This is a genomic window from Gilliamella sp. LMG 34362 (genome assembly GCF_984569125.1).
On the sequence record NZ_OZ474902.1, the window covers coordinates 2,461,148 to 2,477,186 of the forward strand.

Below are 16,039 nucleotides of genomic sequence, written 5' to 3' on the forward strand. Positions count from 1 at the left end.
AATTAAAATAATCATAATTACACTCTAATCATTGATGAAAAAATTATCACTCTCTCTTATTGCTATAGCTGTTTCATTTTCTTTGTATAATTATGATAGTACTAGCTATGCAATTGGCATACCTAAAAACGAAACGAGCAATTCTCAGTGTCTTATTAATGTACCAAAATTTGATCGCCCAATAGTAAACGGTGATATAAATACATTACCGGTTAACGCAGAATCTGATGAATTTGAAGCGATTTATCCTAATTTAGCTATCTATAGTGGCGACGTGTATGTTGAACAGGGTAATCGCACTGTTTTAGCTGATAAAGTAACTATTGATTCTAAAGATGCAAATAACCGTATGGCAATATTGGATGGAAACATCACTTATCAAGATAATTTGATAAAAATGAAAGGTCATCATGCGGCAATAAATCTCAATAATAATGATTCCAATATGAATCCTAGTGAATATCATTTAGTTGATCGGCTTGGACGAGGTAAAGCTGATGAAATGAAATTGGAAAAAAATCGCTATATAATTCTAAAAAATGGTAGTTTTACTTCTTGTCCGGTAGATGATGGTACATGGAATATTAAAGGTACTACAGTAATTCATGATAACGAAGAACAATTACTCGAAGCCTGGAATGCAGTATTTAGCATCGGTAAAGTCCCCGTTTTATATTCACCTTATTTACAATTACCAACCGGCAATAAAAGACGTTCAGGTTTATTAATGCCAACTTTTGGTTATGACAGTATCGATGGTATTGATTTTGCTTTACCTTTTTATTGGAATATCGCACCAAATTATGATGCCACATTAACACCAAGAGTTTTACAACATCGTGGCGTACAATTACAAACCGAATTTCGCTATTTAAATCAATTAGGCTTAGGAACTATCGCGTTCGACTGGTTACAACATGATAAAAAATACCGAGAAGATAGAAAAACATTATTAAATGGTAATAATTATGATGATAATAATAATCGATGGTTATTCCATTGGAAAAATGACGAATTAATAAACTATAATTGGCGCTTATTTACTGATGTTACACGAGTTAGTGATAATCAATATTTAACTGATCTTAGTTCTAAATATGCTTCTCAAACAGATGGATATTTAACGCAGTTTTATAAATTAGCTTATAATAATGAGAATTGGGATGTAGCTTTAGGTTACAGACATTTTCAACCATTTCATCATAATAACCTTTACCAAACCCAGCCACGATTGGATATTAACTATTATAATTACGATCTAGGCTTACTAAAATTCAAAACATTTTCTCAGTTTTCCCATTTTATAAACTCAGCAAAAAACGAACCTAATGCATGGCGAGCTCATATTGAACCTACACTTAATTATACTGTAACTAATTCGTGGGCGTCGTTAGTAACAGAAACAGGCTTTATGGCGACTCATTACAAACAACAAAATCTTAAAAGATATAATAGGATAAATAAAAATTCAGATAAAAAATTAGATAGTAATGTAAATCGTTTTATGCCTAAATTTAGTCTAGATGGTAGAATTATTTTCGAGCGTAATGTTGATTTTATGAATGGTTATACACAAACACTTGAACCACGTATTAAATATACTTATATTCCATATCGTAATCAATCCAATATCAATAACTATGACTCGAGTTATTTACAGGCTGATTATGTTGGCTTATTTAGGGATCTATCCTATAGTGGCCTAGATCGTATAGCATCTACTAACAAACTTGCTACAGGTGTAACAACACGTTTTTATAATGGTAATAAAATTGAAAAATTCAATTTATCTCTTGGTCAAATTACTTATTTCACCAAATCTAAAACCAGCGAGAATAATAATGAATTAGATAAAAATTCAGATACAGGTAGTATTACATGGGCAACAGATAATTTTTGGCGTATCAGTGATGATGTTATTTTTCGTAGTGGAATTCAATATGATACCCGTATTGATACCATTGCTTTAGCCAACGCGACCTTCGAATACAGACCTACTGGTGATAAATTAATGCAATTATCTTATCGATATGCCAATCATAATTATATTGCTAGTGTAGATGACAGATATAAAGATTCATCAGATAGAGATAAACGCTATAAACAAGATTTATCTCAAGCTGGTATTATGGCTAGTTGGCCATTATCAGATACAGTGAGTGCTGTCGGTTCATATTATTATGATACTAAGCTTAACCAAATTGCAGATAGCTTTATTGGTTTACATTATAGTGATTGTTGCTGGGGTGTAACAATGCAATATGGCCGAAAACTAACCGATTGGGATGACACAACCCATGTGAGCAAATACAAAAATAAATTTTCGATTAACTTTGAATTACAAGGTTTAGGAAATACTCGAGATAGCAAAGCCCAAATGTTAGATTTTGGTAAATTACCTTACACATCAACATTTGAATAAACTAACTAATAAATTTATAGTGATAAAATTAATATCACAACAATAATGAGTTAAATAAATATGAAATTATTAAAACTTTTTATCGCATTAAACTTAAGTATTAATGTAGCACTATTTACGCCAATTTCTGCTCATGCAGCTCCAAAAGTTATAGAGCAAGTTGCTGCGGTTGTTAATAATAATGTCATTTTAGAAAGTGATGTTAATGATATGTTAAAAACTATTAAAGCAAGTGCCGATCCGAGAACTTTACCTAGTGACAAAGTGCTCCGAAAGCAAATTATAGATCGTTTAATAGTTGAAAATTTAATTTTACAAAAAGCTGCTAAAGCTAAAATAAACATTAGTGAGGATGAAGTAACTGGCGCGATTGATAGTATTGCGGCTGAAAATGGCATGACAATCGATCAACTACGAAGTAAATTATCAGCAATGGGAATTAGCTACAGTACTTATCGAGAACGCATTCATAATGATATGTTGATTGAGCAAGCTCGTATGCATGAGGTTAGACCGAGAATCAAAGTTTCACCTCGAGAAGTAGAACAATTAACCAAGACAATGACTAATCAACCCACCAACAATATTGATGTCAAAATTAGTCATATTTTAATTTCTATTCCAGAAAAAGCATCTAAACAACAAGTTGACAGTGCCACAAATAAAGCCATGGACATTATTAATCGAGCTAAAAAAGGGGAAAATTTTGCTAAATTAGCCACTTCATATTCTAATGATGACCTAGCATTAAAAGGTGGTTCTATGGGATGGCGAAAACTCAATGAATTACCGACTATTTTTGAAGAACGTCTGATTCGTGCAGCAAAAGGTAGTGTAATAGGGCCTATCCGTTCAGGTGTTGGAATTCATATAATAAAAGTTGATGATACTCGTTCTGAAGCACCGAAAAAAATCACTCTTCAAGAAGTGAATGCTCGACATATATTAATTAAAACTAACGTATTAGTTACTGATCAAGTTGCTAAACAAAAATTAACTGATATCCGTAAAGCCATTACTAGTGGAGCAACTACATTCACGGCGGCGGCAAAAGCGAATTCTGAAGACACCGGTTCGAAAGACAATGGCGGTAATTTAGGCTGGAATAGACCGGAAGTTTATGATAATGGTTTTAAAAGTGCATTATTACAATTGAAAAAAGGTGAAATCAGTCAACCAATAAGATCATCTTACGGTTGGCATTTAATTCAACTAATTGATACTAGACAGACTGACGGCACCAATATGGTCAAGAAAGACCAAGCTTACCGACTTATTTTTAACCGAAAATTTGCCGAAGAAGCACAAGTTTGGATCCAAGAACTAAAAGGTGATGCTTATATTAAAATTACAGGTGAAGGAAAGAATGAGTAGTCGTGTTCATCAAGGGCATTTTGCTCGCAAACGATTTGGTCAAAACTTTCTACATGATGATTATATTATTGAAAGTATTGTTGCCGCGATCCAACCTAAACAAGGGCAAGCTTTAGTTGAAATTGGCCCAGGACTTGCTGCATTGACTATACCGATAAGTAAACATGTTGATCATCTAACTGTGATAGAAATTGATAGGGATTTAGCTAGTCGATTGGTCGAAAATCCTTTTTTACAAAATAAAATTAGTGTGATTGAACAAGATGCATTAACATTTGATTTTAATCTATTATTCGAGCAATTAGGTCAGCAATTAAGAGTATTTGGTAACTTACCTTACAATATTTCGACGCCCTTAATGTTTCATTTATTTGAATACGCGCCAATTATTGCTGATATGCATTTTATGTTACAAAAAGAGGTCGTTACTCGTCTAGTTGCAGCGCCAAATAGTAAAGATTATGGCCGTTTAAGTGTGATGGCACAATATTACTGCCAAATTATCCCTGTTTTAGAAGTGCCACCAACTTCTTTTAAACCAGCCCCTAAAGTTGATTCCGCTGTAGTGAAACTAATACCTTATAAGCAAAGACCTTATTTAGTTAATGACGTCAAAATACTTTCACGTATTACTACAGAAGCATTTAATCAAAGACGTAAAACCATACGCAATAGCTTAGGTAATTTATTTACGGCAGAACAAATGTTTGAATTAGATATTGACCCTAATTTACGGGCGGAAAATTTGACGGTAAAACAATATTGTCTATTGGCAAACGCTTGGAAATAATCTTATGGCAAATCTAATAATTGGTGATATTCATGGTTGTTATGATGAATTTATGCGTTTACTTGAAAAAGCAGGTTTTTCGTCATCGGATACGTTATGGTTAACTGGTGATTTAGTTGCTAGGGGGCCTAAATCACTGGAAGTTATTAGATTTGTTAAACAAAATAGCGAACAAATTAGATTAGTGTTAGGTAATCATGATTTACATCTGTTATCAATCTATGCCAATGTTACCCCTCCTAAAAAGAAGGATAACCTTGATGAATTAATTCATGCAGATGATTTTGATGAATTAATGAACTGGTTACGTAAACAACCACTAGTCCAAATAGATGAAAAACTAAAACTCATTATGACTCATGCTGGAATATCACCACAATGGGATATGGAAACATTAAAAAAATGTGCCCATGATCTAAATGTCATTTTAAGCAGTGATTCCTATCCCCTTTTCCTTGACAAAATGTATGGTAATTTTCCCGATGAATGGTCAATAGATCTACAAGGATTAGATCGATTACGATATATTGCCAATGCATTAACGCGAATGCGTTATTGCTACGAAGATGGCCGACTCGATTTTTATTACAAAAACCAACCAGATCAAGCTCCCTCAAAGCTTAAACCGTGGTTTGCTCTGCCAAGAAAAATCTCCTCAGATTATAGTATAGCTTTTGGTCATTGGGCAGCACTGAATGGAAAAGGGACTCCTGAGAATATTTACGCGCTTGATACAGGATGTTGTTGGGGTGGCAAATTAACTTGTTTACGATTTGAAGACAAAAAATACTTCAAAAAGAGAAATATAGAAACCAATTAAATTAGAAAAAGGCTATTTTATTATGTCTGCACTATCTGTTATCAAATCAATTTGGAAAATTATCAATTTAATCAGAGAAATTTTTCTTAATCTCGTTTTCTTAATCATTATTCTATTGATTTTTAGTGGTATCGCATTAATAAAAGAAGTAAACAAGCAAGATGTCATTCCTCAATCAGGCACTTTAATTATGGATCTTGAGGGTGTTGTCGTTGACAACTCACTTTATAGTGATGAAATTTATGAAATACAAGATAAGATTTATGGCAAAAGAGTAAATCTATCTCGTGAAAATAGCTTATTTGATTTAGTGCAAAAGATATCTCAAGCCACATCAGATCCTAATATTAAAAGTATGGTATTGAAATTAGATAATTTTGTTGGTGCTGACATGAGTTCTCTACAATATATTGGAAAATATTTAACGAAATTCAAAGCAGCTAATAAACCTATTTATGCCATTGGTTCAAACTTTAATCAAAGTCAATATTATTTAGCCAGTTATGCTAATAAAATATACTTAACGCCATTAGGCGCTGTAAGTGTATTTGGATTATCAGCCAATAACTTATATTACAAAACATTATTAGATAATTTAAAGATAAATACTCATGTTTTCCGTGTCGGTACTTATAAATCTGCTATTGAACCGTTCATTCGAGACAATATGTCGGATGAAGCCAGAAGCAACACCTCTCGATGGTTAAATCTAATGTGGAATAACTACCTTGGTGATATTTCAGAAGAACGAAAAAAAGCGCCGACACAATTAATACCATTACCTGAAGACATGTTATCAGAATTAAAAGCAGCTAATGGCAACATGGCACAATACGCTTTAGCAAATGGTTTGATTGATGCAATAGCGACTAATCACGAGTTCGAACTTGAAATCAATATAAAAAATAGAGTAAGTATTTATGATTACCAGCTGAAAGAAAATGCTAAACCAGCAACTGAAGAACCAAAAATAGCCATTGTTTTTGTTAATGGAACAATTACCAACGGAGAAAATAGCAGCAACGTCGCCGGAAGCCAAGATATTGTTGCGCAATTAAGAAACATTCGTAAAAATTTAAATAAAAATAATATACAAGCTGTCATACTTAGGGTAAATAGTCCTGGTGGAAGTGTTGATGCTTCAGAAGCAATTCGCAATGAATTAGAGGCTTTACGTAGTTACCAAATTCCGGTGGTTGTCTCCATGGGCGGAATGGCTGCATCTGGCGGTTATTGGATATCAACTGCATCAGACTATATTGTTGCCAGCCCAAATACTATAACCGGATCCATTGGCATCTTCGGTATAGTACCAACCATTGAAAATTCACTTTCTCACATCGGAGTCTATAATGATGGAGTATCAACATCACCGTTAGCAAATAGAAGCATAACTCAGAATTTATCCAATGAAATGAACCAATTTATTCAAATGAATATTGATCATGGTTATCACACTTTTATCTCTTTAGTAGCAAAAGCACGAAATATGACTACCGAACAAGTAGATAATATAGCCCAAGGTCAAGTGTGGCTGGGTTCAGAAGGAAGTAAAAACGGTTTAGTTGATAAATTAGGTGATTTTGATGATGCAATTGAAATGGCAGCCACATTAGCTAATATTTCAGATTACCAAATAGATTGGCAAAAACAAGAAGGTAATTGGATCAATGCTTTATATTCAGATATGATTGCAATGATGCCAAAATCAACAGCAGAAATATTGTTCGAACAACTACCAGAAATAAAACAGATCAAGCAACAAGTTTCGTTCTGGGACAAGTTCCAAGATGGACAAAATCGTTATATTTACTGCATAAACTGTGCTGATATAAAATAATTCAAATAATCCACCATTAAGGTGGATTATTATTTATTCTTATTGTTCTGTTTGGAAAAAATAACGCATATTATTCATTGCAGCATGGATGAGATTATAATTAGGAGTTTCATTTGCTTCATTATTATAAGCATCGAAATAATGACTAATACCAAGACGATTAACAAAATAGATGTTATCTTTAGTTCGAACAGCATAAGAACTATAATTCGACATTAATAACCAATCTCGATTTAATATCGGGCTAAACAAATCATAACCTGTCGAATAATCACTAATATCATTTTCGACATATAAATAATTCCGCATTATTGTTGGTACTACATCTTCATGACTAGTAAATTTATTTATGTTATCGCTCATGTGTTGAAGATCTTTTGCCCCAACAATAATAAAAGGAACTTTAGTTTGTGCATCAGTATAGTTACCATTATGCCCCCAAAAACCTAGTTTATTGTCATTCATTTCTTGTGAATGGTCACCGGTTATAATAATCAAGGTATTATCTAATGAACCAGACTGTTTGAGTTCATCATAGACTTTTTGCAACAAATAATCATCATAATAGACACTCTGTTTATATCGATTAAAAATTGGGACTGGATCAGTATCGTTACTTAATGTCATGTAATTAAGTTCACCGACAGGTTGGAATTTTATGTCAAAGTTATTAGGAAAATCATAAGCATGTGGAGCATCAAAAAATAAGAATGAAAAACTCGGTTTAGATTGATCTCTAGTTTTATACCAATTTAGCCAATCCTCCGTTAACTGTTTATCTCGACTAGATGCCTTACCATCTCTACTACTAATTCTTAAATTTTTGATAGTCAAAAACGCCGTACGATCAAATTCAGGGGCGGTAACTTTGGCTGAAGTAAATATACCAATATTATAATTTTCTTTTTGCAAAGTGGTTATAAATAACGATGGGATTCGGTTTCTTAAAAAAGCATCCCAATACGTGCCGGGAATACCATAAAAAAGACCAAAAATACCGGTTCGAGTAGCATTACCAGTTGAGTAATGATTATTAAAAATTATGCTATCATTCTGTTTAACAAAACGATAAGTGTTGGGGGAAATATCTGGACTAAAAGAATCATAACGCCAAGAATCTAACACAATAAACATAATGTTAGGTGTTGCTTGATTATCTGGATTAATCATAAGATCTTTTTTAGGGTAATAGATACTTGCATGCTGATTATCCATTTCAATAAGCACTTTACGTTGCCCTGATTTATCAAAATATCCCATTATCTTTTTTGAGGTAAATGGACGATATAAAGGAATATATTCTTTGACAACCATAATCGGAGAATAGGCGTAATAAAAAGCAATCATATGTATCAAATGACTGATAACCAAGCAACTAACAAGAAAAACTGTCGGTATAATTAATATGTTAGGTCGAATAGTTTTATGATTAAATTTCTTATCAAGTAGATAAAGGACTAAATATTCCGTTGCAAAACAAACGAATATTAATAAAGATATTAATAAATAAGTCATAGCTGAAAAATCTACAACCTGACCCGAAAACACCATTGATAATACCGATTCGCTGATATGAAATCGATATTGTTGAAAGACAATAGTATCTATATATAAAACAATTTGCAATAAACTGAATATAAGTGCCAAGCAGATATTAGTAATTTTTTTATTTATCCAAAGGATAGGAATAGATAAAACAAAAATTAATAAATAAGCTGAAAAAAAATGACCTAAAACTGCAATAAATGCAAAAAGGCTTCCATCCCAAGTAAACGAAGAACCAGGTACCCAAAAATATCGGATTGCTATTATTGACGAAATTGAAATATTTACTAACAAGAACAAATAAAGTTTTTTCATAGAAATCCATTATGTAAGAGGCTGAAATTTTTAATAATAATATTTTTTTTATTTTGAGTTAGGGCTTTCCACAAAATTTGTAACAAAAAAACAATAAACGCGTAGAGATTGATACAAACTTAACAAAAAGGGCTCATTATAGAGCCCTCTTAATATCTGAATGGTTATCTTCGATCAGCAAATATGCGTAGTAACATGATAAATAAATTGATAAAGTCAAGATAGAGTGTTAATGCACCTAATATTACATAACGCCTAAACATATTTTGATCATCTTGCGATAAGTTGACTCCCAGTTGTTTAAGCTTTTGCGTATCATACGCAGTTAATCCGGCAAAAACGAATACGCCAATATAGGTTACCGCCCACATTAAAGGTTCGCTTTGCAAAAATAGATTAACTAGAGAGGCTATAACAATACCAATTAATCCCATGAATAAAAAGCTACCAAAACCAGATAAATCTCGTTTAGTCGTATAGCCATAAAATGCTAACGCACTAAACATTCCAGCAGTAATAAAAAAGACACTGGCAATTGAAGATGACGTATAATAAATAAAATATATAGAAAAAGTACAACCATTTATTACTGAATAAAGCATAAATAAAGTTGTTGCTGCAGCACCAGACAAACGATTAATCATTCCTGAAATAACAAATACCAATCCGATTTCAGCAATTAAAAGTACCCACATTACTCGTGATAATAAAATGAGAAACTCATAACTAGTTGATGCGAACCAAGCAACAAAAGCAGTTAAAAGTAAACCAACAGCCATCCAACCATACACTTGACTCATGTATGTTTGTATACGGCTATTAGCACGTTCTATAATTGAACCATTAGGAGTATAACTTGACATCTTTTTCCTCTCATAAAAATAACATAACAACTTTATTATATATTAAATAGGGATTAATACCATTTCTTCAAGGCATTTACATCAGACTGCTTAGCCTCTACCCAATTTTCACCACTAGTAGTTTGTTCTTTCTTCCAAAACGGTGCTTCATTTTTTAATACATCCATAATAAATTCAGTTGCGGCAAAAGCATCTCTGCGATGTGCCGAACTAACACCAACAAAAACAATACTCTCATTAGCATTAATTTTGCCCACACGATGAACTAATGCAACTCGATTAATTGACCATCTATCTCTGGCTTGATGAATAATGTTGCTCAATACTTTTTCCGTCATTTGAGGATAATGTTCCAATGTTAAACTAATCACTTGATTTTCTAAACTACGCACTTTCCCCATAAAAGTGACTACAGCTCCATCTTGAGGTAATTCATAGAGCCATATTATTAATGAATTTATGTCAATATCTGATTGGTTAATTTCAATAATATTCATATTATTACCCACCTGTTACTGGTGGAAAAAATGCAATTTCATCACCACATCGAATAATATGATGATAATCAACTAATGCTTGATTTACCGCACATAATACAGTTTTTTCTTTTAAAGCTAATGACCATTTGTCACCACGTAAACTAAGCTGCTCTAAAAGTTGAGCTATAGACATTTGATCTACCATTAATTCCAAAGATTCCACGCCTAACAACTCTCTAATTTGTGCAAAAAAATAAATTTTATTCATACTTTCATTGTTCTATTTTGTTTAAGTTATATTCGCCAGATTTACCACCAACTTTATTTAATAATCTAACTTGATTGATAATCATATCTTTCTGACTAGCCTTACACATATCATATATCGTTAATGCAGCGACAGAAGCAGCAACTAATGCTTCCATTTCCACACCAGTTTGACCTGTTACCTTACAGATTGATTCAATTCTTACACTATGATTTTCAAATAGAGGTTCAATATTAACCTCTATTTTACTAAGTAGTAATGGATGACAAAGTGGTATTAACTCCCAAGTCCGTTTCGCAGCTTGAATTCCTGCAATTCGAGCTGTCGCAAACACATCACCTTTATGATGTTTTCCTTCAATAATCATATTAAATGTTTCTGCATTCATTAATACTATTGATTCTGCCCTAGCCTCTCGATGGGTTATCTGTTTTTCTGAAACATCAACCATATGAGCATCACCACGTTGATTAATATGTGAAAATGACGCTGACATTTTTAAATACCCTTAAACATTATATTTTAATTTGTCACTCAAGATAACAAATTTTGTTTATCGATACTACTAGCGTATACATAAAGTTTTGAATATTTAATTTTGAAATAATTAATTAATCTGCGTAATTTTTGCGAGTTAAATAAAATCTGCGTACAATAGCAATTTTTATAACTGTAATAGTGATTGTTAATGCTGATTGCCCATGTAGCCTTACCGGTGCCTCTCTATCAATTGTTTGATTACACACTTACTACGCAAGCTGGAGTTGGTATGCGGGTTAAAGTGCCATTTGGTAAACGAGAAATAATTGGAATCATCGTTAAGATTGATCAGCAAACAACTTTTGATATCGAAAATTTAAAACCTATTATAGAAATTATTGATACAAAAAACCTCTTTCCTCAACCAGTCTGGCAATTATTAAATTGGGCAACCAGTTATTATCACTTCCCAATTGGTGAAGTAATATTTCATGCTATGCCGATCCTATTAAGGCAAGGTCGACCAGCCATCAAAGATGGCATAAAACATTGGCAATTAACACCAAAAGGGCAACAAATTGATTTAAACCTACTATCACGAACACCAAAACAGAAATTATTAATATCTTCACTCAGAAACAACTGTTTGAATGAAAGTGAATTTAATTCTAATATCTATCAAGAATTACAGAAAAAACAGCTTATTGAGCTTGTTTATCGTCAACCTGATAAAATTTGTTGGCAGACAAATTATTCAACCAACAAAGCACCGTTCCAATTAAATCACGAACAATTAAATGCAATCACAACGATTAATAAACAAAACAAACAATTTGGTGTATTTTTGCTCGATGGTATAACAGGTTCTGGTAAGACGGAAGTTTATCTAAATATCATTTCCAATGTTTTAGCGCAAGGGAAACAAGCTTTAGTATTAGTACCTGAAATTGGTTTAACTCCACAAACTATCAAACGTTTTAAACAACGTTTTAATGCCCCAATTGATATTTTACATTCAGGCCTTACTGATAAGGAACGTTTTGAAGTTTGGTTAAGAAGTAAAGCTGGTGACAATGCTATCGTCGTAGGTACACGATCGGCACTTTTTACTCCATTTCAAGATTTAGGTATCATTATTATTGATGAAGAACATGATAGTTCCTACAAACAGCAAGAAGGCTGGCGTTACAATGCCAGAGATTTAGCAATTATCCGAGCAAAAATTGAAAATATACCTATAGTTTTAGGTTCGGCGACCCCTTCTCTTGAAACCATTAATAATGCCCAAAGCCATAAGTATCAGCAAATTAAGCTTACACAACGGGCTGGCAATGCCAGATTAGCCAAACAATCTATTTTAGATATTCGTGGCATGGTTCTGGCTTCTGGACTTTCCCAGCCATTAATTGCCCAGATAAAAGAACATTTAGATAATAATAATCAAGTTATGTTGTTTCTTAATCGTAGGGGATTTGCGCCATTAATCATTTGTCATGATTGCGGTTGGATTGCCGAGTGCCCACGCTGTGATCGACCTTATACCTTTCATAAAAAACAAAATAGACTAATTTGTCATTATTGTGATACACCTAGAGACATTCCCCAACAATGTCCTAAATGTGGTTCAACGCAATTATTACCTATTGGATTTGGAACAGAACAACTAGAAAAACAACTCAATATATTATTTCCGAATGTAAAAATCACTCGTATTGATCGCGATACAATAACCAAAAAAGAAGCATTAAACACTTACTTACATGATATCCAAGAAGGCGGTGCTCATATTTTAGTTGGTACGCAAATTCTGGCTAAAGGACATCATTTTCCCGATGTTACATTAGTTGGAATAGTGGATGTTGATGGAGCTCTATTTTCAAGTGATTTTAGAGCCACAGAAAGATTTGCACAAATATATACCCAGGTGTCAGGACGAGCTGGTCGGGAAACAAAAGCTGGTGAGGTTATTCTACAAACCTATCATCCAGAACATCCATTATTGAATATATTACTAACTCAAGGTTATCAAGCATTTGCAAAACAAACCTTACAAGAACGCAAGCAAACATTATTACCTCCATTTAGCTATCAAGTGTTAATTCGTGCCGCTGATCGTAATAACCAGCAAGCACCAAAATTTTTACAGCGTATTCATGATTGGCTAAAAGCGAATTATGATCAAAATTTATGGCAACTTGGCCCTATGCCTGCAAGCCAACCGAAAAAAGCGGGCTATAATCGTTGGCAATTACTCTTGCAACATAGCAACCGACAATTATTACAGCAAATATTAGATAATCTTCTTATGAATATCACTCAGTGGAACGAAGCATCAAAAGTAAGATGGAATATTGATGTTGATCCAATTGATAATTAAATAACTCTTCCAACAGGTTATTTGTTGGAAGAGACTAAATTTATAATGTAATTTTTCCTATATTTTTATCAAGTGTTGCTTGACCAATACCTGAAACCTCTTTTAACTGCTCTATAGAAATAAAAGGACCAAATTTTTCTCGATATTCAATAATCTTCTGAGCTTTACTCATACCAATACCAACTAACTCTTTAGTTAATTCTTCAGCTGTTGCCGTGTTGATATTAACTTGAGCAACTTGTTTTTCTACTGCTGTAGTAGTTTCTGATTTCGATTCTGCAAAACAGATAGTTGGAAAAAAGATGCTTGAGAATAAAAAACATAATATTGTAAAAATTTTCATTTGATTAACTCCAAAATAATTATGCAACTAAACTTGCAAGTTAACTATCTCACTAAGTTAATAAAATGAATTTTACTTATAATAGAAATGCGAAAAGCCACCTAAGTGGCTTTGCTTTAATTACAGCTAATAGAAATTTATTTCGATCTCAATCACATATTAGCATCAGGCATTATTTCAATTTTTGATTTAGAACGAATATCATCGCGAAGATAATAATAAGTATCAGCAGCAAATAATGGTAATAATTCTGATGAAATATCTTGATACTCAGTTGGAGTATTTACTTTAGTTAATGCAACAATATAAGCTGTATTGTTTTCTAATAGTTTTGCTCCATAAACCATAGATTTAACACCTTTAATCGGTTGCTCTAAATTAAATACCATATCGACAACTTGTTTATCTAAATCGGTTGAGTCTCTTTTTAACTCATACCTTTGACTTAATCGAATTTTATCTGATTTGCCAGTAGTATTTAATTCAGTTAATAGATTTTCAACATTAGATTTAAAACGATTATCGGATATATCTTTAGTTAACTGTTGTTTAATGCTATCTTTAACTTCATCAAATGGCGCTATCCCTTCAGGACGATTATCAATAACTTGAATAACAAAATCATAACTACCATGTTTTCTTTCAATTGGAATTAAGTCAGATATTTTATGAGTTAACTGACCATCAGCTATCATTTCTTCACTAAAGACTAAATCGCTTATTTCAGGATGGTTCATGATTGAAAAAGGATCTTGATAAGTTGTCCAATCAGTAGTATTAACAGTAAGTCCTGTTTTCTCGGCTAATTCTTCAAGAGATTTCGGTGATTCACTTAATGCAACTTTAATTTTATCTTCAATTGCATTAAATTCATTTTGTATTTTTTGATTAGCTATACTTGCTTCAATCCTATTTCTGACTAAATTAAAATCCATACTTTGAGCTGGTTTCTCACCATCTAACTTTATTATCGCAAATCCATCATCTGTAGGTATTGGTGTTGAAATTTGGTTAATTTTTTTTAATTTTGCTTTTTTAAATAACTCAGGTAAAGAATTATCTTCAGAAAACCAGCCTAATGAACCATTTTTACCATAAGGTGAAATATCATTATTTGCATTAAGCGTTTGTGCAATTTGTTCAAAATTAGCTCCTGTAGCTTCTTTAGTAATTTTATAAGCTTGTGCTTTATCTGTTACAAAAATGACACTAAAAGCTTTTTGTGCAGGATAACTATAGTCACGAATATTCTTATTATATTCTGCTTTAATTTCATCTTCATTGACTTTAACTGAACTAGCTAAAAGGTCTTTAGAATTATAAATATATTTAATTTTTACACGTTCTTTTTTGTGAAAATTATTTTTGTGCTCATCATAATATTTTTGTTCATCAGCTTCAGAAATATTTATATCTTTATTATCATCGATTGATGAATCAATTACTGTCGCATAAACATTTCTCGTTTGATTTTTTAATAATCCAATTTCAGAATCAGATGGTAAAACAAAACTCGATTGAACTAAAGCATCAATAACTTGTTGTTGTTGTAATGATGTTTTCAATATTTCGGCATAACTATCAGGAGTGAAACCATTTTCAGCTAGTAAATCTAAATAGTTCTGATTATCAAATTTACCGTCTATAAAGAAAACTCTTTGTTGTTTAATATAATTTTTTATATTCTCGTTACTGATAGCAGTATTAATGTTGTGAGCAAACTGATAAGCTAAATAATTATCTATTTGCTGAGATAAAATATTTCGACGCAACATTTTGATAAGAGAAGCATCGCCAGAAGCGTTTGCTATCGCCTGTTTTGCTTGCTCTTCAAATCCTGCTCGGCTGATACCTTCACCATCAACTTTAGCAATGTATAGCTGCTCATCATTGGCGCTATTACCACTACCACCAAAACCAAAAAATCCAACGCCGGTAAAAATAAAACATAAAATAATGATTGCAAAGATTATTTTAACAACAACACTGTTTGCTGCTGTTCTAATTGTTTCCATCATAACTGGCTATTCTCCATACACCTGAATTTGAATTTCGCAAGTATAGCATATTTGCTAAAATAGGCTATTATTCAATTAAAAGTCGATAAAAAAAGTCAACGCACG

General features: G+C 32.4%; 13 protein-coding genes. 6 read left to right on the forward strand and 7 right to left on the reverse strand.

Annotated elements, in window-relative coordinates:
* Positions 1-34: 34 nt before the first annotated feature.
* From lptD to sppA, 5 genes are read left to right on the forward strand one after another with little or no spacing between them, the layout of a single operon-like run.
* Positions 35-2,422 carry an LPS assembly protein LptD gene (gene lptD, locus AC5LWZ_RS11235; RefSeq protein WP_493463714.1) on the forward strand — a complete coding sequence of 796 codons (2,388 nt, stop codon included), beginning with the start codon at positions 35-37 and terminating at the stop codon, positions 2,420-2,422.
* Positions 2,423-2,482: 60 nt separating this feature from the next.
* Positions 2,483-3,796, forward strand: coding sequence for a peptidylprolyl isomerase SurA (surA, locus tag AC5LWZ_RS11240; RefSeq protein WP_493463715.1), 1,314 nt, complete (start codon positions 2,483-2,485; stop codon positions 3,794-3,796).
* Positions 3,789-4,586, forward strand: a complete 798-nt coding sequence (gene rsmA, locus AC5LWZ_RS11245; RefSeq protein WP_493463716.1) for a 16S rRNA (adenine(1518)-N(6)/adenine(1519)-N(6))-dimethyltransferase RsmA — start codon at positions 3,789-3,791, stop codon at positions 4,584-4,586. Before surA ends, rsmA begins: the two co-directional genes overlap by 8 nt.
* Positions 4,587-4,590: 4 nt before the next feature.
* Positions 4,591-5,406, forward strand: coding sequence for a bis(5'-nucleosyl)-tetraphosphatase (symmetrical) ApaH (apaH, locus tag AC5LWZ_RS11250; RefSeq protein WP_493463717.1), 816 nt, complete (start codon positions 4,591-4,593; stop codon positions 5,404-5,406).
* A 22-nt stretch (positions 5,407-5,428) separates the two neighbouring features.
* Entirely contained in the window at positions 5,429-7,246 is a 1,818-nt protein-coding gene (gene sppA / locus AC5LWZ_RS11255; protein WP_493463718.1) for a signal peptide peptidase SppA, read from the forward strand.
* 39 nt (positions 7,247-7,285) lie between these two features.
* On the opposite strand, the gene AC5LWZ_RS11260 is transcribed toward sppA, so the two are convergent.
* The 5 genes from AC5LWZ_RS11260 to moaC form a co-directional block, all read right to left on the reverse strand.
* Positions 7,286-9,106: a sulfatase-like hydrolase/transferase gene (locus AC5LWZ_RS11260; protein ID WP_493463719.1), complete on the reverse strand. Its 1,821-nt coding sequence runs from the start codon at positions 9,104-9,106 to the stop codon at positions 7,286-7,288.
* Between the two features lie 164 nt (positions 9,107-9,270).
* Complete coding sequence (locus tag AC5LWZ_RS11265) at positions 9,271-9,969, reverse strand: Bax inhibitor-1/YccA family protein (protein WP_493463720.1); 699 nt, start codon at positions 9,967-9,969, stop codon at positions 9,271-9,273.
* 53 nt (positions 9,970-10,022) lie between these two features.
* Positions 10,023-10,466, reverse strand: a complete 444-nt coding sequence (moaE, locus tag AC5LWZ_RS11270) for a molybdopterin synthase catalytic subunit MoaE (RefSeq protein ID WP_198220994.1) — start codon at positions 10,464-10,466, stop codon at positions 10,023-10,025.
* Positions 10,467-10,470: 4 nt separating this feature from the next.
* Positions 10,471-10,716 (reverse strand): molybdopterin synthase sulfur carrier subunit, encoded by a 246-nt coding sequence (gene moaD / locus AC5LWZ_RS11275; RefSeq protein ID WP_198220996.1) that lies wholly within the window; start codon positions 10,714-10,716, stop codon positions 10,471-10,473.
* Between the two features lie 4 nt (positions 10,717-10,720).
* Positions 10,721-11,212: a cyclic pyranopterin monophosphate synthase MoaC gene (gene moaC, locus AC5LWZ_RS11280; protein ID WP_493463721.1), complete on the reverse strand. Its 492-nt coding sequence runs from the start codon at positions 11,210-11,212 to the stop codon at positions 10,721-10,723.
* A 192-nt stretch (positions 11,213-11,404) separates the two neighbouring features.
* Here moaC and priA point away from each other — a divergent pair, with 192 nt between their 5' ends.
* Positions 11,405-13,573 (forward strand): primosomal protein N', encoded by a 2,169-nt coding sequence (priA, locus tag AC5LWZ_RS11285; protein WP_493463722.1) that lies wholly within the window; start codon positions 11,405-11,407, stop codon positions 13,571-13,573.
* Positions 13,574-13,613: 40 nt separating this feature from the next.
* Here the strand turns inward: priA and AC5LWZ_RS11290 are convergent, their stop codons facing one another.
* Positions 13,614-13,916 carry a ComEA family DNA-binding protein gene (locus tag AC5LWZ_RS11290; protein WP_110447133.1) on the reverse strand — a complete coding sequence of 101 codons (303 nt, stop codon included), beginning with the start codon at positions 13,914-13,916 and terminating at the stop codon, positions 13,614-13,616.
* Between the two features lie 152 nt (positions 13,917-14,068).
* Entirely contained in the window at positions 14,069-15,934 is a 1,866-nt protein-coding gene (locus AC5LWZ_RS11295) for a SurA N-terminal domain-containing protein (RefSeq protein WP_493463723.1), read from the reverse strand.
* Positions 15,935-16,039: the final 105 nt, after the last annotated feature.

Bases quoted from the DNA above. Each gene is read 5' to 3' on its own strand.
- lptD (WP_493463714.1), top strand. From the start codon at position 35: ATGAAAAAATTATCACTCTCTCTTATTGCTATAGCTGTTTCATTTTCT.
- surA (WP_493463715.1), top strand. From the start codon at position 2,483: ATGAAATTATTAAAACTTTTTATCGCATTAAACTTAAGTATTAATGTA.
- rsmA (WP_493463716.1), top strand. From the start codon at position 3,789: ATGAGTAGTCGTGTTCATCAAGGGCATTTTGCTCGCAAACGATTTGGT.
- apaH (WP_493463717.1), top strand. From the start codon at position 4,591: ATGGCAAATCTAATAATTGGTGATATTCATGGTTGTTATGATGAATTT.
- sppA (WP_493463718.1), top strand. From the start codon at position 5,429: ATGTCTGCACTATCTGTTATCAAATCAATTTGGAAAATTATCAATTTA.
- AC5LWZ_RS11260 (WP_493463719.1), bottom strand. From the start codon at position 9,106: ATGAAAAAACTTTATTTGTTCTTGTTAGTAAATATTTCAATTTCGTCA.
- AC5LWZ_RS11265 (WP_493463720.1), bottom strand. From the start codon at position 9,969: ATGTCAAGTTATACTCCTAATGGTTCAATTATAGAACGTGCTAATAGC.
- moaE (WP_198220994.1), bottom strand. From the start codon at position 10,466: ATGAATATTATTGAAATTAACCAATCAGATATTGACATAAATTCATTA.
- moaD (WP_198220996.1), bottom strand. From the start codon at position 10,716: ATGAATAAAATTTATTTTTTTGCACAAATTAGAGAGTTGTTAGGCGTG.
- moaC (WP_493463721.1), bottom strand. From the start codon at position 11,212: ATGTCAGCGTCATTTTCACATATTAATCAACGTGGTGATGCTCATATG.
- priA (WP_493463722.1), top strand. From the start codon at position 11,405: ATGCTGATTGCCCATGTAGCCTTACCGGTGCCTCTCTATCAATTGTTT.
- AC5LWZ_RS11290 (WP_110447133.1), bottom strand. From the start codon at position 13,916: ATGAAAATTTTTACAATATTATGTTTTTTATTCTCAAGCATCTTTTTT.
- AC5LWZ_RS11295 (WP_493463723.1), bottom strand. From the start codon at position 15,934: ATGATGGAAACAATTAGAACAGCAGCAAACAGTGTTGTTGTTAAAATA.